Here is a 21732-nt window from a genome sequence, read left to right as displayed (position 1 = left end):
CATCGTCTTCGCCCACCCGGTTCACATCGGAAGGAACGACGTGAACCCCGTATCCCTTGTTGCGGCCGGCCCCACCACCACCGGCGGCAAACTCACCCTGATGGTCGTCGGCATCCTCGTGTTCGCCGCCGTCTTCGTCGGGATCCTTTTGATCGCAGCCTTGTTCAAGGGTCGCCTCGGTGAGAAGGTCCAGGCCGCAGCTTTCGTCGGACCGACCATCGTCCTGCTGGTCGTCGGTCTGATCTACCCGGCGATCCTCACGGTGCGCCGGGCGTTCTACGGCGGTCAGTTCATCGACACGAGCATCGGCTACGCGCCGTACGTCGGCCTGCGTAACTTCCAGAAGCTCTTCACCACCCCAGGTCTTGGTGAGGTGTTCCGCAACACCGCGCTGTGGGTCATCCTCGTGCCCACCATCGCAACCGGACTCGGCCTGCTGTACGCAGTGCTGATCGACCGGGCCCGCGGCGAGGCTTTCGCGAAGTCACTGATCTTCCTGCCGATGGCGATCTCCATGGTCGGTGCCACGCTGATCTGGAAGTTCGTTTACGCCTTCAACGGTGATCCCGGTGGCACCCAGATCGGTGTACTCAATGCCATCCTGACCGGTGTCGGCCTGAACCCGTTCGACTTCTTGAACGCCGTCCCCTGGAACACGCTCTTCCTGATCGTCATCATGATCTGGATCCAGGCGGGCTTCGCGATGACCGTGCTGTCGGCCGCGATCAAGGCGATTCCCGACGAGATCGTCGAAGCGGCGAAACTCGACGGCGTCGGTGGCTTCAAGATGTTCCGCTACGTGACGCTGCCGAGCATCCGCTCCGCCGTCATCCTGGTCACCACCACGATCGCCATCGCGACGTTGAAAGCCTTCGACATCGTGCAGGCCAACGACGGTGGCACCGGCGGGGACTCAGTGCTGGCCAACGAGTTCTACCGCCGCACCTTCGTCACCCAGCAACCCGGGCTCGGCGCCGTCCTGGCCATCCTGATCTTCGTCCTGGTGTTGCCGATCATCATCTTCAACGTCCGTCAGATGCGGAAGGACGCCTGATGACCAACGTCACCCCCATCCCCGCCCAGCTTCCCGAGGGCTCGAAAGGCTCCCGGTTCGGGCGCAAGTCCGCGGTCGGCGATGCGGCCAAAGCGGTCAGTTCGCCGTGGGCATCGGTCGTCGCGATCGTCATGGCGATCCTGTGGACGATCCCGACCATCGGCCTGTTCGTCACCTCCTTCCGCAACCAGAGCGACATCAACAACACCGGTTGGTGGCACGGTCTGTTCGGGCCGTTCACGCTGGACAACTACAAGCAGGCGCTGAACGGTGCCGGCAACCCGACGAATGCGTTGTCGAACTTCTTCATCAACTCGATCGTCATCGTCATCCCCTCGGTGCTCCTACCCCTGTTGCTGGCATCGCTGGCCGCGTACGCGTTCGCCTGGATCAAGTTCCCGTTCCGGGACTGGCTGTTCGTGGGCGTCTTTGCGCTGCAGATCGTTCCGCTGCAGATCGCCCTGGTGCCGCTGACCCTGATGTTCCAGGACGTTGGCCTGGGCGGTACCTACTGGTCGCTGTGGCTCTCGCACACGGCGTTCGCGCTACCGCTTGCGGTCTACCTGCTGCACAACTTCATGAAGGAGATCCCCGGTTCGCTCCTGGAGGCGGCCCGCGTCGATGGTGCGGGGCACGTGCGGATCTTCTTCCAGGTCGTGCTACCGCTGATCGTGCCGGCTCTCGCAGCGTTCGGCATCTTCCAGTTCCTGTGGGTCTGGAACGACCTGCTGGTGGCATTGACGATGCTGGGCGGTGCGCCGGAGAACGCACCGTTGACCATGGCCCTGAACCAGTTGCAGGGCAACTGGGGTAGTCAGTGGTACTTGGTGAGCGCAGGTGCCTTCATCTCGATCATCATCCCGGTTGTCGTCTTCCTCGCACTGCAGCGCTACTTCGTCCGCGGTCTGCTCGCCGGTGGTACCAAGGGCTGATGGATCCCAACGCCAGTCGCAGCAGCGCCGGCCGGTCTCGAGGCCACGCGACCATCCACGACGTCGCAGCCGCGGCGGGGGTGTCGGTGGCCACGGTCTCGCGGGCGCTGCGCGGTCTGGACCGGGTCAACGAGACCACCCGGGAGCGGGTTTTCGCCGCCGCGGACGAACTGCACTACGTGGCCTCGCCCTCGGCCAGTTCGCTCGCCTCCGGCCGGACCGGCGTCATCGGGGTCGCGGTGCCCTTCGGGGATCGGTGGTTCTTTGCGACCGTGCTCTCGTCGATTGCGCGGCGGGTGCGCGCCGAGGGCTACCAGGTGATGCTCCTGGACCTCGAGCAACAGGGTCAGCACGAGAAGCGTCTGCCGCTGACCTCGGACATGTTGGCCAAGCGCCTGGACGGCATCATCACGGTCAACATCGCGGTCACCGGCGCCGAGACGGCACTGATCGATCGACTCGGAATCCCTCTGGTATCCGTCGGGACCCGGGTGCCCGGGCGACCGTTGGTCCGCATCGACGATGCCGCTGCCGCCCGCCTGGCGACCGAACACGTGGTTGCCCTGGGGCACACACGGATCGGGTACGTCGGTCGAGTACCTCCGCAATCGGCCGGACTGACGACCCCCGCCCATCGGTTCGAGGCATTCTCCGAGGTGCTGACCGAGCACGGGATCTCTGTGCGTTCCGCGTGGGTCCTTGGCTCGGACTGGACCATGGACGACGCCTTCCGTGATGCGACGACCCTGCTCACCCGAGCGCAGCGGCCGACCGCGCTGGTGGTCGGTTCGGACGAGATGGCCTTCGGGGTGATGAACGCTGCGCGCCGCCTAGGCGTGCAGGTGCCCTCGGATCTGTCGGTCGTCGGAATCGATGACCATCCGTTCTCGGACGTGCTGGACGTCAGCACCGTCCGGCAGGATGTCGTGGGTCAGGGACTGGCCGCGGCGGAGATCCTGTTGCCCGCTCTGCGCGGGCGACGTCAGGATCCCTCGCTGATCCACACCAGCGAGATCCGGTTGATCGAGCGGGGGAGTACGGCGAGACCGGGCTGAGTGCCCCGAGGAAGCCACCGCGGGCCGACCTATGGAAAGATTGCGCGACCGCGCATCACCCCGCTGGGAGGCACCGTGACCGAGCAGACCGTTTCAACGCCGTACAACCGGGTTCTTCTCAAACTCTCCGGCGAGGTGTTCGGCGGTGGCACGGTCGGCTTGGACCCGGAGGTGGTCCGACAGATCGCCGCGCAGATCGCCGAAGCCGTCCGCAGCGGCGTGCAGGTGGGCATCGTGATCGGCGGCGGCAACTTCTTTCGAGGTGCCGAACTGCAGACCAAGGGGATGGACCGGGCTCGGGCCGACTACATGGGCATGTTGGGCACCGTCATGAACTGTCTTGCGCTGCAGGACTTTCTGGAAAAAGAAGGCGTCGACACCCGGGTGCAGACTGCGATCACGATGGGGCAGGTCGCCGAGCCGTATATTCCGCGCCGGGCGATCCGGCACATGGAGAAGGGCCGCGTCGTGATCTTCGGTGCCGGCGCCGGGATGCCGTTCTTCTCCACCGACACCGTCAGCGCCCAACGGGCCCTGGAAATCAAGTGCGACGCGGTGCTCTACGCCAAAAACGGGGTCGACGGCATCTACACCGCCGACCCGAAGCTCGACCCGGCCGCGACCAAACTGGACACCCTGACCTACGACGAGGCGCTCACTCGCAACCTGCGAGTGGTCGACGCCGCCGCGTTCAGCCTGTGCATGGACAACAAGCTGACGATGCGGGTGTTCAGCATGGACGGCGAGGGCAACATCACCCGCGCCCTGCGGGGTGAGAAGATCGGAACGTTGGTCACCGCGGACTGAGTCCGCCAACGATCCGGCCGCCGGTGGCACCAGAACGTATAACCAAGGAGTATCAGTCCCATGAGCGACAGCGTCGACGAGAGCCTGCTTGAGGCCGAAGAGAAGATGGACAAGGCGGTCGAGGTCGCCAAGGAGGACTTCTCGGCCATCCGGACCGGGCGGGCGAGCGCCGCAATGTTCAACAAGCTGACTGTCGACTACTACGGTGCGCCGACCCCGTTGCAGCAGCTGGCCTCCTTCCAGACGCCCGAAGCGCGCACCGTGCTGATCCAGCCGTTCGACAAGTCGGCCATGGCGGCGATCGAGAAGTCGCTGCGTGAGTCCGACCTCGGCGTCAACCCGAGCAACGACGGCAACATCATCCGGGTGATCCTGCCCAGCCTGACCGAGGACCGTCGGCGCGACTACATCAAGTTGGCCCGGGCCAAGGGTGAGGACGCCAAGATCGCGATCCGCAACATTCGTCGCAAGGCCAAGGAAGAGATCGACAAGCTGGTCAAGGACGGCGACATCGGCGAGGACGAAGGCACTCGCGGCGAGAAGGAGCTGGAGTCGACCACCAAGAAGTACGTGGACGTCGTCGATGACCTGCTCAAGGGCAAGGAATCCGAACTCCTCGAGGTCTGACCCGCGGCCATGAACCAACCGCATCGCGATCCGGCGACGCGTCGTCGGCGTCGCGAGCAGACCGAGGCGTCACCAGCTGCACCGACCGCGCCCAATCCCACGCCACGGGCCGGTCGCAACCTCTACGCCGCGGTCGGGGTCGGCATCGGGCTGGGATTGCTGGTGCTGATCTCGCTGTTCACCCGCAAGGAGATCTTCCTCGCGGTGGCCTGCGCGGCCTCCGCGGTGGCTGTCTGGGAACTGCACCGGGCGATGGCGCACCGGGACTTCCAGCCGCCGGTGATCAGCACGTACGCCGGGAGTGTGCTGATCCCGGTCGTCGCCTACGTGTGGGGCAAGGACGCGTTCGCCAGCGCGATCGTTCTGGTGTTGGTCGCCGTGATCGTCGAGGCGTCGATCGTCCCGCACGCGAATGCGCAGCGGAACGCGGCCGTTGGTGCGCTGATCACGTTGTACGTGCCGGCGTTGGTGGGCTTCGCGGCACTGCTGCTGAAGCCGGAGGACGGCGACCTGCGGATCGCCACCTTCATCCTGGTGGTCATCTGCAGCGATATCGGCGGCTACGCCGTCGGTGTGGTCTTCGGAAAGCATCCGATGGCACCGTCGGTGTCACCCAAGAAGTCGTGGGAGGGCTTCGCCGGCTCCGCGACCGCCTGTCTGATCGGTGGCGTCTTCACGGTGACCCTCTTGTTGCACGGCCGTTGGTGGGTCGGCCTCCTGCTCGGAGCGTGTGTCGTGGTCACCGCCACCATCGGTGATCTGTGTGAGTCGGTCATCAAGCGCGACCTCGGCGTCAAGGACATGAGCAACCTGATCCCGGGGCACGGTGGGCTGATGGACCGCCTGGACTCCCTGCTGGTCTCGGTGCCGGTGGTGTGGGCGATCCTCACGGTCCTGGTCCCCAGCTGACAGTCCGTAGACTCAAGGGGTGTCCGAGACTCCTTTGCCGACGCCCACGGTCGGTCGACCCATCCCCGGGCAGCTGACGTTCAACGCGCCGCGCCGGGGAAAACCGCCGGTGCATCTGGCCGATCTGGAGATGGCCGGGCGCGTGGACGCGATGAAGGAGTTGGGCTACCCCGGCTTTCGGGCCAAGCAATTGTCGACGCACTACTTCGAGCATTGCACCGTCGACCCCGCGCAGATGACCGACCTGCCGGCGGACACCCGCCAGCAGATGGTCGACCAGATGCTGCCGCCGCTGCTGACCAGCATCCGAACCCTGGAGGCCGACCAGGGTCAGACGGTCAAGCAGGTCTTCCGGCTCTTCGACGGCGCTTTGGTGGAGTCGGTGCTGATGCGCTACCCCGGCCGGGTCACGATGTGTATCTCCAGCCAGGCCGGGTGCGGGATGAACTGCCCGTTCTGCGCTACCGGCCAGGAGGGTCTGACCCGCAACCTGACCACGGCGGAGATCGTCGAGCAGGTCGTTTACGGCGTCCGGATGCTGCGGTCGGGGCAGATCGCCGGCGTCGACGCGCAGGACCAGGCCAGCGCCGTACGCGTATCGAATGTCGTTTTCATGGGCATGGGGGAGGCGCTGGCCAACTACCGCCAGGCGATCAACGCGATCAAGCGCTTGGTCGCACCGCCTCCGGAGGGTCTGGGGATGAGCGCTCGCGGCATCACGATGTCGACGGTTGGTCTGGTGCCGGCGATCGACAAACTGGCTGCCGAGGGCATTCCGGTCACCTTGGCGCTGTCGCTGCATGCTCCCGATGACGAACTGCGTGACGAACTCGTCCCGATCAACACCCGCTGGAAGGTCGATGAGGCGCTCGACGCGGCGCACCGGTACTTCGAGACGACCGGCCGGCGAGTGTCGATCGAGTACGCCCTGATCAAGGACATCAACGACCAGGCGTGGCGGGCAGGCCTGTTGGGGGAGAAGCTGGCCGCGCGCGGCAAGGGCTGGGTGCACGTCAACCCGATCCCGCTGAACCCCACGCCCGGCTCGAAGTGGACCGCGTCGCGCAAGGGTGTGGAGCAGCAGTTCGTGGAACGCCTACGCGCACATGGGATTCCGACGACGATCCGGGACACCCGAGGCTCCGAGATCGATGGTGCCTGTGGCCAGTTGGCGGCCGCCACCGCGTGAGCCTGACATTCGTCACGGGTGGGCCGGACAACCGGCTGATTGACTGTCCGGCATGGGAGCCCAGATCGAGGTCGATCATCTCACTGTCACGTACGGCGACCTGCGGGCCGTAGACGACGTCACCTTCGGTGTCGGTGCCGGAGAGTTCTTCGGCCTCCTGGGACCCAACGGCGCCGGCAAGACCACGATGCTGGAGACCATCGAGGGGTTGCGCAGGCCCGACGCGGGGAGTGTTCGCATCGACGGGTACGACCCCTATCGTCGCGATCCGCAGCTGTGCGCGCGGATCGGGGTTCAGATGCAGTCTTCGGCGTTCTTCGAACGCCTTACAGCCCGTGAGCAATTGGCGACGTTCGCCGCGCTGTACGGGGTGGGTCGGGACCGGGTGGACCTGTTGCTGGAGCAGGTTGGGCTGGTCGACAAGGCAGACGCGCCGGTCGAGAAGCTCTCCGGTGGTCAGGCCCAGCGACTGTCGATCGCCTGCGCCTTGGTGCACGACCCGCAGGTGGTCTTCCTGGACGAGCCGACGTCGGCGCTGGATCCGCAGGCCCGACGCAATCTGTGGGACTTCCTTCTCGGGTTGCACGCCGAAGGACGCACGGTGATGCTGACCACCCACTCCATGGAAGAGGCCGAGCAGTTGTGCGACCGGGTGGCGATCGTGGACCACGGCCGGTTGCTGGCCCTGGATGCGCCGGCGCGGTTGGTGGCCGGCCTGGACGCACCGACCCGCATCATCCTGCGGCCGGACGCGATCAGTGCGGCCGATGCGCAGGCGTTGCCGGGAGTCGATGCCGTGCAGCCGGATGAGGCGACACTGACGTTGATCACCCGCCAAGCACCGACCGTGCTGGGTGCCCTCGGACAGCGCGAGGCGCTCGACGGCCTTCGGGTGCGCGGAGCGACACTCGAGGACGTCTTCTTGGACCTCACCGGCCGGGAGTACCGAGCATGAGCGCGCTGCGCTCGCTGTCCGCGGCGATGTTCAAGGGCTTCTACCGCGACCGGATGACGCTGTTTTGGACCATCCTGTTCCCGTTGATCTTCCTGGTGCTCTTCGGCGGTGTGTTCACCGGGAACGGGGTGAGCAAGGTCTCGGTGGTGCAGGTCGGCCCGGTGAGTCTGTTCGATCACGCCACCGGTCAGACGCGGGCTGCGCTGAAGGACACCCTGGAGGTCACTCAAGCCACGGACCGAACCGCGGCACAGCAGCAGGTGCGCACAGGAGACAAGGACGCCGCCGTTTGGCAGGACGGCGACACTCTGGTCCTGACCTACTCGGCGGCGAGTCAGACGAAGGCCGCTCAGGTGCAGGGTCTGATGTCATCCTTCGTGAACGCCAGCAACCTCGCGGCGACTGGTAAACCGCCAGCGACCCGGCTGGAAACCATGACCGTGGAGGACAGTTCGCTCAAACCGATCCAGTACGTCACGCCCGGCATTCTGGGCTGGGCGATCGCCATGGGCGCCACATTCGGTGCCGCGATCAATCTGGTGGCCTGGCGCAAGAGCGGTATGTTGCGCCGATTGCGGCTGGCGCCGATTCCCACCTGGGCAGTGGTGCTGGCCCGGGTGGGGGTGGCGATCGTGGTGGCGCTGGGTCAGGCAGCCATCTTCATCGGGCTTGCGGTGGCGGTCTTCGGACTGAGGCTGACCGGGTGGTGGCCCCTGATCATCCCGCTGATCATGGTCGGCACCCTCGCCTTCCTCGCGATCGGGCTGCTGGTCGGGTCGTTCGCGAAAACCGAGGAGTCCGCTTCCGGGCTGGCCAACCTGATCGTGCTGCCGATGGCGTTCCTGTCCGGCACCTTCATCCCGTTGGATCAGGCACCGCAGTGGATCCGCACGATCAGCCACGCCTTCCCGTTGCGGTATCTCAACGAGGGCATGCTCGATGTGATGGTGCGGGGGCAGGGTCCGTCCGCGATCGTCGTACCCATCCTGGTCATGCTGGCGTTCGCGGTGGTGCTGGCCCTCGTCGCGTCCCGAGTCTTTCGCTGGGACGTGCGTTGAGCGGGTTCAGTCCGTCGGCAACGGTTCGAGGATGACGGCGGTGCCGTAGGCGAGGATCTCGGCCAGTCCGTCGGCCACCTCGCTGGATTCGAAACGTACGCCGACAATCGCGTTCGCGCCCATCGACCGGGCATGCTCGGTGAGCCGCTCGACGGCGTGGCCGCGCGCGGTGTTGACCACGTCGGTGTATTCGGTGACTTCGCCGGCCCGCAGTGACTTGAAACCACCGGTCAGGCCCTTGGCGAACCCGACCGACCGCACCAGCGTGCCCCAGACCAAACCCAACGGGCGGGCTATGCGATAACCAGGGACATCGAAGGTCGTGGACAGGTACAGCGGGGGCTGCTGCGGCGCAGGGGGAGTGGTCATGGTCCCAACCTACTGCTGCTGTGGTCGCAGTCCGCGCAGGTACACCTCGGTCAACCAGTCGCCCAGGCCATCCGTCGGCAGATCCGGAAGCGGCGGCTCGGGCAGCGGACGGGTCAGGGTCGCCAGGCCGAGTTGGAAGCGAGCGGCGGACAGGTCGCGCTCGACCAGGCCGGCTGCCTTCGCGCTGCGCAGCACCTCTTCGAACGCACTCAGGATGTCGCCACGGATCCGGGTCAGATCCTCTCGCAGGGACTCGTCGGCCGCGATGTCCAGTAGCCCCGGGATGAGAGCTCCCGGCCGGGTGCTGGCCAGATCGTGCACCAGGTTGCTCCACGCCTTCTCCGGGTCGTCGTTGAGCTGGTCGCGGTGTCGCTCGATGGTCGCCAGGGCCTGATCGCGAAGGTCCTGGGCGACGGCCAGGAACAACTCCTCCCGAGTGCCGAAGTGCCGGTAGAGCGTGGCGATCCCGACCCCCGCTTGCTGCGCCACCGCGCTCAGCGGGATGTCCGCGCCGTGGGTGGCGAGCAGTTGCCTGGCTGCGGCCGTGATGGCCGTGGCGTTGGCGGCGGCATCGGCGCGCATGACGACTCCTTGGCTGGGGTGGGTTTACATCAGTCTATACGGAGGATTATGCTCCGGTTATAACCGGAACAAAATACTCCACTTAGGCGAGGGCATGATGGGCAAGCACGAGGTTCACGCGGCGGCGGCCGCGCAGCAGGTAGCACCGGTCGCGGGTCCACCGCGCGGACGAATTCTCGGGCTGGTGCTCGGCCTGACGGCGGCGGTGGCGCTGATGTTGTTGGCGTTGGTGCTCCCCGCCGCACACTCCGGCCCCGACCAACTGCCGATCGCGGTGAGCGGACCCCAGGCGGCACAGCGCGAGTTCGTCGGCACACTGGCGGCTGCCCACCCCGGTGCCTTCGACGTCATCAGCAAGGCTGACGCGGCCCAGGTGGCGACAGCTATTCGGGATCGATCGGTGGTCGGCGGGATCTCCCTGACCCAGTCCGGCGCGACGGTGCAGACCGCGTCGGCGGCCGGGGCGCCGTACGTCACCTTGTTGCACACGGTCGGTACCGCGATGACCGATCAGGGCCTGAAGGTGACGTACGTCGATGTGGCGCCTTATCCCTCCGCTGGCCCGGCCGGGTCAGGGCTGACCGCGCTTGGCCTCCCGCTGGTCTTCGGTGGAATGGCCTCTGCGGTCAGTCTGTCCACCCTGCTGAAGCGCCGCTGGTGGCTGCGGGTCACTGCCTCCATCGCGTTCGCGGTCTTGGCGGGACTGGCCGCAACCGCCATCCTGCAGTTCTGGATCGGGACTCTCGAAGGCAACTACTGGGAGGCGGCGTTGACGATGATCCTGGGGATCGCGGCGATCTCACTGACGGTGCTGGGACTGGAGTCGCTCTTCGGCTACCCGGGCCTGCTGGTCGGCGCGCTCCTGATGCTGTTCGTCTCAAACCCGTTGTCGGGCATCGCAACCGGGTCGCAGTGGCTGCCTCACCCGTGGGGAACGATCGGGCAATGGCTGCCCATCGGCGCTACCGGCAACGCGATGCGCGGTGTCGGGTTCTTCGGCGGCGCTCTGGCGGGCGGCTCGCTGCTGGTGCTGCTCGGCTGGGCGGTATTCGGGGTTGCGCTGACGACCATCGCCCACCTGCGGCATCGTCGGGCCCGCGAGGCGGCGGCGTCCCTCAGCACGGATCGCCAACTCCTCCCGGCCTGAGCGGAGCCGACCTCAGCTGAGGTGCACCGGCTCCGGTCGGGCCTTGTGGCCCTCGTCAGCACCGACCTGCTCCTGCCCATCGGCGCGGTCGTTCTCCAGCGCCGAGCCGGCCGGGACCAGCCGGATGATGACGGCCTTGGACGTTGGCGTGTTGGATCCCTCCGCCGTCGAATCAAGCGGGATCAGTGGATTGGTCTCCGGGTAGTAGGCCGCGGCGCTGCCCCGCGGCGTTGCGTATTCGACGATCCGGAAATCCCTTGCCACGCGGTCGATCTCGTCGGCTTCCCAGTGCGTGATGAGGTCGACCATGTCGCCGGGTTCGAAGCCCAACATCGCGATGTCCTCGCGGTGGATGAAGATGACCCGCCGCCCGTCGTGGATACCGCGATAGCGGTCGTCGAGGCCGTAGATGGTGGTGTTGAACTGGTCGTGGCTGCGCAGCGTCTGCAGCACGAGATGCTTTTGTGGCACCTGCATGACGTCGATGGGCGCGACATGGAACTCGGCTTTGCCGCTCTTGGTCGGGAAGGTACGCGAGTCCCGCGGCGGATGCGGAAGGGTGAATCCGCCCGGCTGTTTGGCCCGCTCGCTGTAGTTCTCGCAGCCGGCGACCACGCGCGAGATGTGGTCGCGGATCACGTCGTAGTCGTCGCGCATGGCGGCCCAGGCGATCCCGTAGCGGTCGCCGAGCGTCGCCTGCGCGATACCGGTGACGATGGCAACCTCGCTGCGCAGGTGCTCGCTGGCCGGCTGCAACGGACCGTGCGAGGCGTGCACGGCACAGACCGAATCCTCGACGGTGACCTGCTGCGGGCCGCTGGCCTGCACGTCCGTCTCTGTGCGACCCAACGTGGGCAGGATCAGAGCGGTGTCGCCGGTGACCAGGTGTGAACGGTTCAGGGTGGTCGAGATCTGCACGGTGAGAGCGGCCGAGGACAACGCCGCGTAGGTCACATCGGTATCCGGGCTCGCATCGACGAAGTTGCCGCCGAGGCCAAGGAAGAAGGAGGCTTTGCCGTCGCGCAGCGCTCGGATCGAGTCGACCACGTCGTGGCCGTGCTCGCGGGGCGGTTCGAAGCCGAACTCCGTGGCCAGCGAGTCCAGGAACCGCTCCGGCGGCCGCTCCCAGATGCCCATCGTGCGGTCGCCTTGCACGTTGGAGTGACCGCGCACCGGAAACAGGCCGGCGCCCTTCTTGCCGATGTCTCCACGCAGGAACGCCAGATTGCACAACTCGCGGATCGTGTTGACGGCGTTGCGGTGCTGGGTCAGGCCCATCGCCCAGAAATAGATGGTGGCCCGGGAGGCCGCGATCATCTCCGCAGCCTGGGCGATCTGTGCCTTCGTGAGCCCACTGGACTGCTCGACCTGCACCCAGTCGAGGGCGCGCAGATGCTCGCGCCATTCCGCGAAACCGGTCGTGTGCTCGTCGATGAAAGCGCGGTCGAGCGCGTCCTGCTCGAGCAGAAGAGCTGCGATGCCCTGGAACAGCGCCAGGTCGCCGTTGAGTTTGACGGGGAGGTGCAGGTCTGCGATCTGCACGCCGTCGCCGATGACTCCCCTGGGCTTCTGCGGATTCTTGAACCGCATCAGGCCGGGCTCGTTGAGGGGGTTGATCGCGATGATCTTGGCGCCGCGGTGCTTGGCGATCTCCAGAGCCGACAGCATCCGTGGGTGGTTGGTGCCGGGATTCTGGCCGGCGATGACCAGCAGATCCGCGTCGTAGACATCCGACATCCGCACACTGGCCTTGCCGATGCCGATGGCCTCCGCGAGGGCGACACTGGTCGACTCGTGACACATGTTGGAGCAGTCCGGCAGGTTGTTGGTGCCGTAGGCCCGCACGAAGAGTTGGTAGGCGAACGCGGCCTCGTTGGAGGCGCGTCCGGAGGTGTAGAAGATCGCCTCGTCGGGATCGATGGACGAGAGGTGCCGGGCGATCAGAGCGAACGCATCGTCCCACTCGATCGGCGAGTAATGCGTGGCACCAGGCTGCTTCACCATCGGGTGGGTGATGCGTCCCTGCATCCCGAGCCAGTAGTCGTCATGGGCGCGCAACTGGTCCAGGGAGTGCTCGGCGAAGAACTGCGGCGTCACCCGCTTCTTGTTGCCCTCGTGGGAGACCGCCTTGGCACCGTTCTCGCAGAACTCGGCGGTGTGCCGGTGATCGGGGTCGGGCCAGGCGCAACTCATGCAGTCGAAGCCGTCCTTCTGGTTCAGCTTCAACAGGGTCTTGGCGCTGCGGATCGGCCCCATCTGGGTGAGCGCGGTCTTCATGGCGACTGCGACGCCGGGCACCCCCGCGGCCCAGTCCTTCTGGTGGCTCACCCTGAGGCCGGCTTCATCGACGTCGGGGAAGACCTGGTCAACAGCATCCGGATCCGTCATAGCCGCGACGCTACCCCTGTGGGCTGACAGGATCATCCCCTGCCGGTGTGCAACGGTGGGTGCATGGGTGGCGACCGATCGGCGTACGACGCGATCGTGCTGGCCGGAGGAGCCGGCTCCCGCCTGGGCGGGCCGGACAAACCCGACCACCTGGTCGGTGGGCGGTCCATGCTCGAACGTGTCGTTGCCTCGGTCGCCGGCGCCCGGCGGGTGATCGTCGTCGGCCCTGAGCGTACGGCGATCGGCGGCGTGCGCTGGGTGCTGGAGGATCCGCCGGGCGGGGGACCGGTCGCCGCGGTGGCGGCTGGGCTCCCCGCCACTGGGGAGGCGGTGACGTTGCTGCTGGCTGCTGATCTGCCGTTTGTCGCGGCCGCGATCGAGCCCTTGCTTGCGGCACTGGGCCGCGATGATGACGCCGTGGCGCTTGCTGATGCCGGGGGACGGATCAACTTCCTGGCCGCCGCCTGGCGGACGCAGGCGCTGCGGGAGGCGGTCGCGGCGTTGCCCGATCCAGCGGGTCGGCCGATGCGTGCCCTGGGGATTCCGCGCGCCGTACCCGATCCGGCCGGGTGGGGGGATGATTGTGATACCCCAGAACAGTTGGCGGCGGCTCGGCACCGGGCAGGAGAGGAATAGGCGTGACGCAGGAAGTGCAGCAATGGTCCGATGAGTTGGCGGCGGCCCTGGGCTTGGACCCGGAGGTGATCGACGTCGATGAGATCCTGGGGATGACCGGTGTCGTTGCCCACGCCGTCGTGCGCCCGGCTGCTCCGATGTCGGCGTTCCTGGTGGGGTTGGCGGCGGGTTTGCAGGGTGGGGATCGTGCAGCGATCGAGCGCGCGGTAGCGGTCACCAAGGACCTGGCCCAGGCGCGGCCCGACGGTCTGGGTCGGTGAGGAAGCAGGCTGCCCGTCGCCGGGTCACCCGGATCGAGGTGGGCGACGACGGCGGGGTGGTGCGGCGCGCGGTGCGCGAGGATCACCTCGCGGCGGAGGAGCCGCTGGAGATCCGGCTGGGCGGACGGTCCTTCGTGGTCACCATGCGTACGCCGGGTCACGACGTCGAACTGGCCCAGGGCTTCCTGGTCGGCGAGGGCGTGATCCGCGGCCGCGATGATCTGCTGAGCGCGCGCTACTGCGCCGGCGAGGTCGACGGGGAGAACACCTACAACGTGCTGGACCTGCAACTGGCGGCGCACGTGCCGCCACCGCTGGCCACCGCCGAGCGCCACACCTACACCACCTCTTCCTGTGGAGTCTGTGGCAAGGCGAGTATCGATGCGGTCCGGACGATTTCAGCGTTCGACGTGGCCAGCGACCCGTTGGAGATCCGCCCTCAGCAGTTGGTCGAGCTGCCGCAGCGGCTGCGAGATTCGCAACCGGTCTTCGAGCGAACCGGCGGTCTGCACGGTGCGGCGCTCTTCGACGGTCGCAGTGGCGAACTACTCGCTGCCCGAGAGGATGTGGGTCGGCACAACGCCGTCGACAAGGTCGTCGGGTGGGCGGTCGAGCACGACAAACTGCCGTTGGCGGGCACCATCTTGATGTTGTCCGGCCGCGCGGGATTCGAGCTGATCCAGAAGGCTTCGATGGCCGGGATTCCCTGTGTTGCAGCGGTTTCCGCGCCATCGTCGCTGGCCGCTGAGCTCGCCCAGGAGGCGGGGATCACGTTGGTCGGGTTCTTGCGTGATCGCTCGATGGTCGCCTATTCAGGAGCGCATCGACTCGTCGGTGAGGTCACTCGAGGGTGAGGGTGCGGGCGTCGGCGTCGAGTGTCGCGGCGACCCCGATCGGGTAGCTCTGCACGTGGCCACCGTGACCGATGTTGGCGCCGTCGATGGTCGGAATCCCCAGTGATCCCAGCCGATCTCGCACGACCCGAGAGAGCACGTCCTCATCACCGCTGTCGTGCCAGGTTCCGCAGATGATGCCCGCGGCATCGTCGAAGTAGCCGGCCCGGCGAAGGTGGGTGAGCATCGTGTCGATGCGCTCTGGTGACTCGGTCTCGTCCTCCAACAACCAGATCCCCTGATCGGGTACCCACGCGGTGTCGGTGCCGACTGACCCGGCCAGCAGCGACAGGTTCCCGCCGCAGGTGATCCCGTCGGCACGGCCAGGAGTGACTGTGTGTGCGTCCGGGAACTGCAGGACGAGTTCGGGGTGTGTGCCGGTGGCCAACCGGATCAGCGAGTTGAACGAGTAGGACTCGGCGAACTCGTGCTCGCTGACCATCGGACCCATGATGCTGCTCCAGCCCAGGCGGGAGGCAACCGCTTCGAGCAGCCCGGTGACGTCCGAGTATCCGACGACCAGCTTCGGAGTGGTGGCTTCCAGTCCGCTCCAGTCCAACGCTTCCAACGTTCGCTGTGATCCATAACCACCACTGACGAGGAAGATCGCGTCGATGTCGCTGTCCAGCAGAGCTTTTCGCAGATCGGCGGCACGCTCGGCGTCGGTGCCGACCAGCCAGCTGAACTGGGTGGCTCGACCGCGCGCGGTGGGAAACTCGACCGGCTCGAAACCCGCGAACCGCAGTGAGTCGTAGCCAGCCTCCAGCCGGTCGAGATTCGATGGGCTGCTCACGCCGAGGACGCCGATGCGTGCCCCGGCGCGTAGGGCAGGCGGTTGGCGCAGCGAGGCGTTCACGACGAGTGGCTGTGATGGCGCTGGAGCAGGGGGAGCACCTCATCGACTGAGTCGACCAGATGGGTCGCCTTGGCCATCGGTCGTCCTGCACCGAGAGCCTCGATAGCTGGCCACACCGGCACATCGTGTGCCCACTGCTGCTCACCGACCAGGATCAGCGACGGCAACGGACGCTCGTCGGTGACGTAGTACATCGGTGTGACGGCTTGGAAGATCTCCTGCACCGTGCCGGCGGTGCCGGGAAGTACCACGATCGCGGTGGAACTGCGCGTCAGCAGGGCGTCCTCGCGCAGCGCGTTGGAGAAGAACTTCGCGATCCGCTGGGCGAACATGTTCGGCGGCTCATGTCCGTAGAACCAGGTGGGGATACCCAGGCTGCGCACCTGCGGTGACATCCGCACTGACTTCGCGACCGATGCCGACTGCTGGGCCCAGGCATCGATGCCCTCGGACCAGTCCGGAGCCTTTGCCAGGCTCGCGACGGCGTGGTTAAGCGAGTCCGTATCCCGCACGGCGGCACCGAGATTCGCCGCCTCCATCGCTCCCGGGCCACCACCGGTCGCGACCAGGAAACCAGCCTCGGCGAGTTTGAACCCCAACCGGGCCGCATCGGCGTACTGGGTGCTGTTGGCTCTGACCGAGTGGCCGCCCATCACGCCGACGACCGCACGGTCGTCGAGCAGTTCGATGAGTGCATCGTTCATCGCGTCGTCGTGCATCGCGCGCACCAGCGTGGCGTAAGCATCGCCCGCCGTACGCCGATCGCGCAGCCAGCGGTAGGCGCGGGCATCGGGGGTGGCTGAGTACCCGCCGTCGGTCAGGCCGGCGTACAACTCGGCGGGGGTGTAGAGCGCGCCGCGGTAGGGGTCCACCGGCAGTTTCGGATCGGTCGGGAAGACCAGGGCGCCGATCTGGCGCAGGTGGCGATCCAGCGCCGGCGTGGTCTCACCACCCAGCACGATGGTGCCGTTGGCGTGGGTCTGGGTCAGCAGGACGGCCTCGCGGTCGCGCAGATCCAGATCCTGCAGGCGCAACCCGTCCAGCGAACCACCCGCCTGCAGGATGGCATCAAGGGCTCGCAGCGTCGCGATCTCGGTTGCTCCGGTCACGTCGCCATTCTGCCCGGCGTCGTCGGTGCTCGATCGTAGGGTTCGAAGCATGTTGCGCACCCTGGCCATCCGCGGCTACCGCTCCCTGCGTGACGTGACCGTGCCGTTGTCGGGATTGACCGTCATCACCGGCCCCAACGGCAGCGGCAAGTCGTCGCTCTACCGGGCGGTGCGGTTGCTGGCCGACGTCGGATCCGGACGACTGATCGGCTCGTTGGCCCGCGAAGGGGGTCTGGGTTCGGCGTTGTGGGCAGGCCCGGCGGAGTTGCGCTCGGCGCGGTCCAGCGGGGTCACCCAGGGCGTCTTGCGCAAAGGACCGATCAGCTTGTTGGTCGGATTCGGCAGCGATGACTTCGGCTACCTGATGGACCTGGGTCTGCCGCCGCAGTCGCCGGAGGCGAGGCTGGCCCCGCAGCCCTCACTCTTCCTGCGCGACCCGGAGATCAAACGGGAGGTGGTGTTCGCCGGCACGGCGATGCGCCGGGCCAACGTGCTCGCCCGACGGTCCTGGGGACTGGTCGAAGTGGCCGACGCCGACCTTGATGGGTCGGCCGGCTGGCAGCGGCTGAGCGACAAACTCGCCCCCTACCGATCGATGCTCACCGAGTACGCCGATCCAAGCCGAGCCGCCGAACTCGTCGCTGTCCGTGAGCAATTGAGGTCCTGGCGGTTCTACGACGGCTTCCGCGCGGACGTGGACGCGCCCGCTCGGCACCCCATGGTCGGTACCCGCACACCGGTGTTGGCTGACGATGGCCGCGACCTGGCAGCGGCGCTGCAGACGATCATCGAGGACGGCAGACGGCAGCTCGATGAAACGATCGACGACGCCTTTCCTGGGTCCAGCATCGAGATCGTTGAGAACGACGGCCTGTTCGACATCGCGTTGCAACAGCCCGGGATGCTGCGCACAATGCGCGCCGCCGAACTGTCCGACGGCACGTTGCGCTACCTGTTGTGGGTGGCCGCGTTGCTCAGCCCGGCGCCCCCGCCGCTGTTGGTGATCAACGAGCCGGAGGCGTCCTTGCATCCCTCGTTGTTGGAGCCGCTGGCCCGGCTGATCACCGCAACCGCGACCCGCTCCCAGGTCATCGTGGTGACCCACTCATCGGCGATGACGGCTGCGCTTGAAGCGGTTCCGGTGTTGGAGTGGGACGGCGAGCAGCCCCTTTTGCTGCCCTTGAACCGCGACACCGGTGAGACGGTGGTCGAGGGCCTGGGTGCGTTGACTACGCCTGAGTGGCAATGGGGTTCGCGCCGATCATGATCGTCACCTGGCCGCACGCTGGGAGAACGCTGACTCACCCGCAGAGGTAGTTGTGCCGCGGGTCACGCAGGGACAGGGTTCTCATGGCTCATGCACAGGATGGCGGGCGGGGCCGAGCAGGGGATATGACCAACTCCGCCGTCACCATGAGCTAAGGGGTCGTTCAGGTGAGAATGTCGAGTAGAGCGGCGGCGGGTGCTGCCGCAACAGCACTTGTCGCAATCATGTCGAGCGGAGTGGCTTCGGCGGCGACTGCGCCGAAGCCGATCACATCAGGCAACTTCGAGTACACCGCCCCGCAGTACTACTGCAACGGGCAGGTACCAGCGGTTGCCGGCTACTTCCGCACACTGCGCCACGCCGAGAAGGCAGTGACCCTGACCTTGCCGGGAGTGGGGAGCAAGACACTGGGGGCCGCAAAGCCTTACGAACCAGGGGTTTACGCAGCCGCAGGCATGAAGGGCGCGGACGGCGCGCTGGTCGTCAGCGGGTCGAGCACGGGGTCGAAGTTCACGGTGCAGATCCACCTGCCCACGAGTTGCGCCGGGTTACCGACCACGCGTCCTGCGCCGCCAGCATGGGTGGTAGCGAAGCCTACGGGGTCAAGCAGTCCGACGAGTTCCACCCACCCGACGAGCGGACCACCGGTGGTCACCGACGGTCCGATGACGCCGGCCACCGATGGGTCGAACGAGCAGGTGCTCATCGCGGGCGGCGTGCTCGCCGCGGGCGCCCTGGTCACGGGCGTCGGATTGCGTCGGCGCCTCAAGCGCCAGGGCTGATTCTTGGATCCGGCCGGCCCCGGCGTTCATCGGGGCCGGTCGTGAACCGCAGTTCAACAACTGCGCCGGGCGCAACCGCAACGGCAGCGGTGAACCCAGGAATGTCTAGGTCGCGAATCACGATGTCTGGCAGTTCATCTGAGGGCCATTGCACAACCCGGTCGGTTTCAATACCGATCTGCTGCATCGGGATCCGCAGGCCGTCCCCGGTCAGTTTGAGGGCAGCTTCTTTGCGCACCCAGTCCTGCAGGTCCGCGGCGCCGCAATCGGCGGGAACCGCTCGACCGAGGGGTTCGAGGTCCACTCCAACCGGGGTGTCGCCGACTGCGACCAGCGCTGTTCCGTTGGCGTGCGCGATGCTGAGGTTCGCGCCAGCCACGCGTGGTCGCCCGTGGGGTGCCCCGCATCTTTCGCACGTCCGGTCGAGGGGCACCTCAGCTTCCGGTACGCCGAGCCAAGCCCCCAGCGCGAACCTCGCGAGCGTCGTGCCCACCAGGAAGTCCGTCGCCGCGGTGACGGACTTGTAGCGCGAAAGGCGCTCCCGCTCAGTGGGGTTCAACCAGTCGAGCGGACCTTTCGCGGAACTCACCCACACCTGGACGGTGTTCTTCATCGCGGGAAGGTGCGTGCGAGGCGCGGGAGGGCGCGATCGACCGCCGTGGGCAACCCGTTGCCGAACGGCGCTGTCACCACAGGATCCTCGGCTTTCCAGGTGGCCACCGCACGTCCCTGGTGCAGCACCGTCGGCAGGAAGTAGCCGTTGCGGCCAGGTACCACCTTCTCGAAGTCGGACGGCGACAGCGTTGGTGCCCGATCGGCGTACCCGATGATCAGTTCGTCGAAGGCGGGCAGCAACATGGGGGCGCGCGCAGCGGCCCGCAGGTTGGGTAATGCGTCGAGAGTCCGCGGATCGACGTAGAGGGCTCGGCCATCGAGCTGGATCTCCTCGAACGCCGAAACAATCTGGGCCCACAACGGTTTCACGTCCCGCACGAGGAGTTTGCTCCACCAACAGAAGTCCGCCATGGACGCGGGTCCGTGCGAGCGCAGATAGCGCTGCGCGAACTCCACGATGGCAGCGTCCCGCTCCAGCGTGCGGGACGACGGGATCCAGGTGGCGCAGAGCACGAGGTGCTGCTGGCTGTCGACGACCGGACCGAGGCAGACCACACCGTCCAGTGCGAGGCGTTGCAGCAGATGGATGAACCGCTGCCCGGCGACGTCCACGCCGGCGCTGACCCAGGCTGCCTTCAGGTCGCTCCGCGAGCAGCCACCGTCGGCCAGAGCCGCCTGCGTCAAGGAGCGCACTTCCTCGACGTCCCGGTCAGCGATCCCGAGTTGCCGATGCCGACCGGCGGCGGCGCGCACGGTCGCTGCCGAGGTCAGGGACAGCATCCACTGCAGGTCTTGCGCAGGCAGCCAGTGCAAGGTTCCACGCATCGGCCAACTGCGCACGATCGCAGCGGAATTCGCTGCCTCGTCCACGTCTGCCACAGCCGTATCGGAGCGCAGGGCCAGGGCCGACCGTGACGCCTTCCAGTCCTGGGCTTGCAGGCAGGTGAGATGAGTGACGGCATTCGTGAGTGACGAGGCCGGTGTGGCCAACTGCTGGGAGATGACCCGCAGCAACGCAACCTCGGACGCGGCCTGCCTCACGTCGTGACCGGCCCCGCAGTGATCGTGAAACCCTGTGCGCGCAACCGATCCGACAGCACACTGCCCAAGGCGGTGGCCGGAGTGAGCACCCCGCCGTCGAGGCCTTCGGGCATGGGCAGATCGTCGCGTTGGGTCGCCAACGCCAGAGCGCTCTCGCCGAGCATCACGCAGGTCGCCGCGTAGCCGGGATCGCCCTTGGCTGCGACGACGCTGCGGTAACCGCCCGAGCGAGCCTCCACGCTGAACCGACCGTTGGTGCGGTCCTCCTCGGACGGGCCCTCACCGGGAGCGGGGACGACCTTGTCGATCAACGGTGCCAGCTTGCCGACAGACAGCGCCGCCATTCCGGCCGCCATGCCCTTGGCGATGGCCTCGGCCCGCAGGCGACCCTGCCAACCGTCACCAGTGGTGAGGGTCTCGCGATAACGGAACCCCTCGCCGTACGCGTAACCGAGCAGGGCGTTGCTGCGCCGCACGATCCGGGTGTTGAAGGTGGACATGATGAACGGCGCTGCCCACGAGTGCATTTCGTCGCTGTGCCACACCGTGAGCGAGTCCTTCCACTCACCCTTCGGCTCGGCGGCGCGGTCGGGGGAGAGGGCGAACTTGTCCAGCGCGATCGCCCGTTTGGCCTTGTCCGAGCGCACCTGCGCCATCTGCTCGCGCGCCGAGGCGACGGTGCCGCCACTGACGCCGCCCTTCATCCGAACGTACGACGTGGTGTCGGTGAGCGGCCCAGCCACCTGGGCCAATTCGTAGACCGCGAGGTCGGAGGGCACCGAATCGAAGCCGCAGGAGTGCACGATCCGCGCACCGGTCGAGCCGGCCAACGCGTGGAAGCGGTCGATCGACTCCCGCACGAAGAGCACCTCGCCGGTCAGGTCGACATAGTCAGTGCCCGCCGTCGCGCACGCCTCGACCAGCGGCAGCCCGTACTTGGCGTAGGGCCCGACCGTGCTGATCACAACCCGCGTCGACTCGGCGAGTGCCTTCAGAGAGTCCGGATCGGACGAATCGGCAATCACCAGAGGCCAGTCCACACCAAGGTCGGCGTGGACCACCTCCAACTTGCTCGGTGACCGCCCGGCCAGCGCGATCCGCACACCGTCGGGGGCGTGCGCCGCCAGATGCTCGGCGGTGAGTTTGCCGACGAATCCGGTTGCGCCGTACAGGACGATGTCGTAGTCACGCTCGGTCATGC

General features: G+C 66.9%; 23 protein-coding genes. 15 read left to right on the top strand and 8 right to left on the bottom strand.

The annotated features are described in order from the left end of the window. Positions 1-40: 40 nt before the first annotated feature. The 9 genes from DR843_RS09800 (at position 41) to DR843_RS09760 (ending at position 8586) form a co-directional block, all read left to right on the top strand. Complete coding sequence (locus DR843_RS09800; protein WP_342767175.1) at positions 41-1054, top strand: carbohydrate ABC transporter permease; 1014 nt, start codon at positions 41-43, stop codon at positions 1052-1054. After that, positions 1054-1986 carry a carbohydrate ABC transporter permease gene (locus DR843_RS09795; protein ID WP_109685413.1) on the top strand — a complete coding sequence of 311 codons (933 nt, stop codon included), beginning with the start codon at positions 1054-1056 and terminating at the stop codon, positions 1984-1986. Before DR843_RS09800 ends, DR843_RS09795 begins: the two co-directional genes overlap by 1 nt. Continuing rightward, positions 1986-3041 carry a LacI family DNA-binding transcriptional regulator gene (locus tag DR843_RS09790; RefSeq protein ID WP_109685411.1) on the top strand — a complete coding sequence of 352 codons (1056 nt, stop codon included), beginning with the start codon at positions 1986-1988 and terminating at the stop codon, positions 3039-3041. Before DR843_RS09795 ends, DR843_RS09790 begins: the two co-directional genes overlap by 1 nt. 75 nt (positions 3042-3116) lie before the next feature. Next, complete coding sequence (gene pyrH, locus DR843_RS09785; RefSeq protein WP_146202549.1) at positions 3117-3848, top strand: UMP kinase; 732 nt, start codon at positions 3117-3119, stop codon at positions 3846-3848. Positions 3849-3908: 60 nt separating this feature from the next. Next, the gene (gene frr / locus DR843_RS09780) at positions 3909-4475 is read left to right on the top strand and encodes a ribosome recycling factor (protein ID WP_109685409.1); all 567 of its coding nucleotides are present in this window, start codon (positions 3909-3911) and stop codon (positions 4473-4475) included. A gap of 9 nt (positions 4476-4484) precedes the next feature. After that, positions 4485-5384 (top strand): phosphatidate cytidylyltransferase, encoded by a 900-nt coding sequence (locus DR843_RS09775; RefSeq protein WP_109685407.1) that lies wholly within the window; start codon positions 4485-4487, stop codon positions 5382-5384. A gap of 19 nt (positions 5385-5403) precedes the next feature. Continuing rightward, positions 5404-6573: a dual-specificity RNA methyltransferase RlmN gene (gene rlmN, locus DR843_RS09770; RefSeq protein WP_109685405.1), complete on the top strand. Its 1170-nt coding sequence runs from the start codon at positions 5404-5406 to the stop codon at positions 6571-6573. A 52-nt stretch (positions 6574-6625) separates the two neighbouring features. After that, positions 6626-7528, top strand: coding sequence for an ABC transporter ATP-binding protein (locus DR843_RS09765; protein WP_109685403.1), 903 nt, complete (start codon positions 6626-6628; stop codon positions 7526-7528). Further along, on the top strand, positions 7525-8586 hold the full coding sequence (locus DR843_RS09760) for an ABC transporter permease (RefSeq protein WP_109685401.1): 1062 nt from the start codon (positions 7525-7527) through the stop codon (positions 8584-8586). Before DR843_RS09765 ends, DR843_RS09760 begins: the two co-directional genes overlap by 4 nt. Before the next feature lie 6 nt (positions 8587-8592). Here DR843_RS09760 and DR843_RS09755 read toward each other — a convergent pair whose 3' ends face one another. Then, positions 8593-8955, bottom strand: a complete 363-nt coding sequence (locus DR843_RS09755; RefSeq protein ID WP_109685399.1) for a YbjQ family protein — start codon at positions 8953-8955, stop codon at positions 8593-8595. Between the two features lie 9 nt (positions 8956-8964). Then, positions 8965-9537, bottom strand: coding sequence for a TetR/AcrR family transcriptional regulator (locus tag DR843_RS09750; RefSeq protein WP_109685397.1), 573 nt, complete (start codon positions 9535-9537; stop codon positions 8965-8967). 94 nt (positions 9538-9631) lie between these two features. On the opposite strand from DR843_RS09750, the gene DR843_RS09745 reads away from it, so the two are divergent. After that, positions 9632-10684, top strand: a complete 1053-nt coding sequence (locus tag DR843_RS09745; RefSeq protein WP_211310212.1) for an ABC transporter permease — start codon at positions 9632-9634, stop codon at positions 10682-10684. Between the two features lie 12 nt (positions 10685-10696). Here DR843_RS09745 and DR843_RS09740 read toward each other — a convergent pair whose 3' ends face one another. Beyond that, positions 10697-13072 (bottom strand): FdhF/YdeP family oxidoreductase, encoded by a 2376-nt coding sequence (locus DR843_RS09740; RefSeq protein ID WP_109685395.1) that lies wholly within the window; start codon positions 13070-13072, stop codon positions 10697-10699. A gap of 63 nt (positions 13073-13135) precedes the next feature. Between DR843_RS09740 and mobA the strand changes: the two genes are divergently transcribed. From mobA to fdhD, 3 genes are read left to right on the top strand one after another with little or no spacing between them, the layout of a single operon-like run. Beyond that, on the top strand, positions 13136-13708 hold the full coding sequence (gene mobA, locus DR843_RS09735; RefSeq protein ID WP_109685393.1) for a molybdenum cofactor guanylyltransferase: 573 nt from the start codon (positions 13136-13138) through the stop codon (positions 13706-13708). Positions 13709-13710: 2 nt separating this feature from the next. Beyond that, a complete protein-coding gene (locus DR843_RS09730; protein WP_245934070.1) occupies positions 13711-13968 on the top strand; it encodes a DUF6457 domain-containing protein in 258 nt (85 codons plus the stop codon). Further along, a complete protein-coding gene (gene fdhD, locus DR843_RS09725; protein ID WP_109685391.1) occupies positions 13965-14822 on the top strand; it encodes a formate dehydrogenase accessory sulfurtransferase FdhD in 858 nt (285 codons plus the stop codon). Before DR843_RS09730 ends, fdhD begins: the two co-directional genes overlap by 4 nt. Here the strand turns inward: fdhD and DR843_RS09720 are convergent. Further along, positions 14809-15717: a S66 peptidase family protein gene (locus DR843_RS09720; protein ID WP_109685388.1), complete on the bottom strand. Its 909-nt coding sequence runs from the start codon at positions 15715-15717 to the stop codon at positions 14809-14811. The genes fdhD and DR843_RS09720 overlap by 14 nt on opposite strands. After that, positions 15714-16877, bottom strand: a complete 1164-nt coding sequence (locus tag DR843_RS09715) for an LOG family protein (RefSeq protein WP_109688787.1) — start codon at positions 16875-16877, stop codon at positions 15714-15716. Before DR843_RS09715 ends, DR843_RS09720 begins: the two co-directional genes overlap by 4 nt. On the opposite strand from DR843_RS09715, the gene DR843_RS09710 reads away from it, so the two are divergent. Together DR843_RS09710 and DR843_RS19800 are read left to right on the top strand one after the other, a co-directional pair. Continuing rightward, positions 16876-18093, top strand: a complete 1218-nt coding sequence (locus tag DR843_RS09710) for an AAA family ATPase (RefSeq protein WP_109685386.1) — start codon at positions 16876-16878, stop codon at positions 18091-18093. The two genes, DR843_RS09715 and DR843_RS09710, sit on opposite strands and share 2 nt — an antisense overlap. Positions 18094-18317: 224 nt before the next feature. After that, entirely contained in the window at positions 18318-18875 is a 558-nt protein-coding gene (locus tag DR843_RS19800) for a hypothetical protein (protein ID WP_146202548.1), read from the top strand. Here the strand turns inward: DR843_RS19800 and DR843_RS09700 are convergent. Genes DR843_RS09700 through DR843_RS09690 form a run of 3 tightly spaced genes read right to left on the bottom strand, consistent with a single transcriptional unit; the run spans position 18859 to position 21730 of the window. Continuing rightward, positions 18859-19488 (bottom strand): 4'-phosphopantetheinyl transferase family protein, encoded by a 630-nt coding sequence (locus tag DR843_RS09700; RefSeq protein ID WP_109685382.1) that lies wholly within the window; start codon positions 19486-19488, stop codon positions 18859-18861. The two genes, DR843_RS19800 and DR843_RS09700, sit on opposite strands and share 17 nt — an antisense overlap. After that, positions 19485-20531: a winged helix DNA-binding domain-containing protein gene (locus DR843_RS09695; RefSeq protein ID WP_109685380.1), complete on the bottom strand. Its 1047-nt coding sequence runs from the start codon at positions 20529-20531 to the stop codon at positions 19485-19487. Before DR843_RS09695 ends, DR843_RS09700 begins: the two co-directional genes overlap by 4 nt. Continuing rightward, positions 20528-21730 carry a saccharopine dehydrogenase family protein gene (locus DR843_RS09690; RefSeq protein ID WP_109685378.1) on the bottom strand — a complete coding sequence of 401 codons (1203 nt, stop codon included), beginning with the start codon at positions 21728-21730 and terminating at the stop codon, positions 20528-20530. The genes DR843_RS09695 and DR843_RS09690 overlap by 4 nt, the downstream gene beginning before the upstream one ends. Positions 21731-21732 lie beyond the last annotated feature (2 nt).

Origin of the sequence: Branchiibius hedensis, from assembly GCF_900108585.1 — a bacterium.
In the GTDB taxonomy this organism is placed as follows: domain Bacteria; phylum Actinomycetota; class Actinomycetes; order Actinomycetales; family Dermatophilaceae; genus Branchiibius; species Branchiibius hedensis.
The sequence above is the reverse complement of the archived record's forward strand: the minus strand, read 5'-3'. Positions and strand labels throughout refer to the sequence as shown.

Coding starts and splice junctions, on each gene's coding strand:
- DR843_RS09795 (WP_109685413.1), top strand. CDS start 1,054: ATGACCAACGTCACCCCCATCCCCGCCCAGCTTCCCGAGGGCTCGAAA.
- DR843_RS09790 (WP_109685411.1), top strand. CDS start 1,986: ATGGATCCCAACGCCAGTCGCAGCAGCGCCGGCCGGTCTCGAGGCCAC.
- frr (WP_109685409.1), top strand. CDS start 3,909: ATGAGCGACAGCGTCGACGAGAGCCTGCTTGAGGCCGAAGAGAAGATG.
- DR843_RS09775 (WP_109685407.1), top strand. CDS start 4,485: ATGAACCAACCGCATCGCGATCCGGCGACGCGTCGTCGGCGTCGCGAG.
- DR843_RS09765 (WP_109685403.1), top strand. CDS start 6,626: ATGGGAGCCCAGATCGAGGTCGATCATCTCACTGTCACGTACGGCGAC.
- DR843_RS09760 (WP_109685401.1), top strand. CDS start 7,525: ATGAGCGCGCTGCGCTCGCTGTCCGCGGCGATGTTCAAGGGCTTCTAC.
- DR843_RS09755 (WP_109685399.1), bottom strand. CDS start 8,955: ATGACCACTCCCCCTGCGCCGCAGCAGCCCCCGCTGTACCTGTCCACG.
- DR843_RS09750 (WP_109685397.1), bottom strand. CDS start 9,537: ATGCGCGCCGATGCCGCCGCCAACGCCACGGCCATCACGGCCGCAGCC.
- DR843_RS09745 (WP_211310212.1), top strand. CDS start 9,632: ATGATGGGCAAGCACGAGGTTCACGCGGCGGCGGCCGCGCAGCAGGTA.
- DR843_RS09740 (WP_109685395.1), bottom strand. CDS start 13,072: ATGACGGATCCGGATGCTGTTGACCAGGTCTTCCCCGACGTCGATGAA.
- mobA (WP_109685393.1), top strand. CDS start 13,136: ATGGGTGGCGACCGATCGGCGTACGACGCGATCGTGCTGGCCGGAGGA.
- DR843_RS09710 (WP_109685386.1), top strand. CDS start 16,876: ATGTTGCGCACCCTGGCCATCCGCGGCTACCGCTCCCTGCGTGACGTG.
- DR843_RS09715 (WP_109688787.1), bottom strand. CDS start 16,877: ATGCTTCGAACCCTACGATCGAGCACCGACGACGCCGGGCAGAATGGC.
- DR843_RS19800 (WP_146202548.1), top strand. CDS start 18,318: ATGTCGAGCGGAGTGGCTTCGGCGGCGACTGCGCCGAAGCCGATCACA.
- DR843_RS09700 (WP_109685382.1), bottom strand. CDS start 19,488: ATGAAGAACACCGTCCAGGTGTGGGTGAGTTCCGCGAAAGGTCCGCTC.
- DR843_RS09690 (WP_109685378.1), bottom strand. CDS start 21,730: ATGACCGAGCGTGACTACGACATCGTCCTGTACGGCGCAACCGGATTC.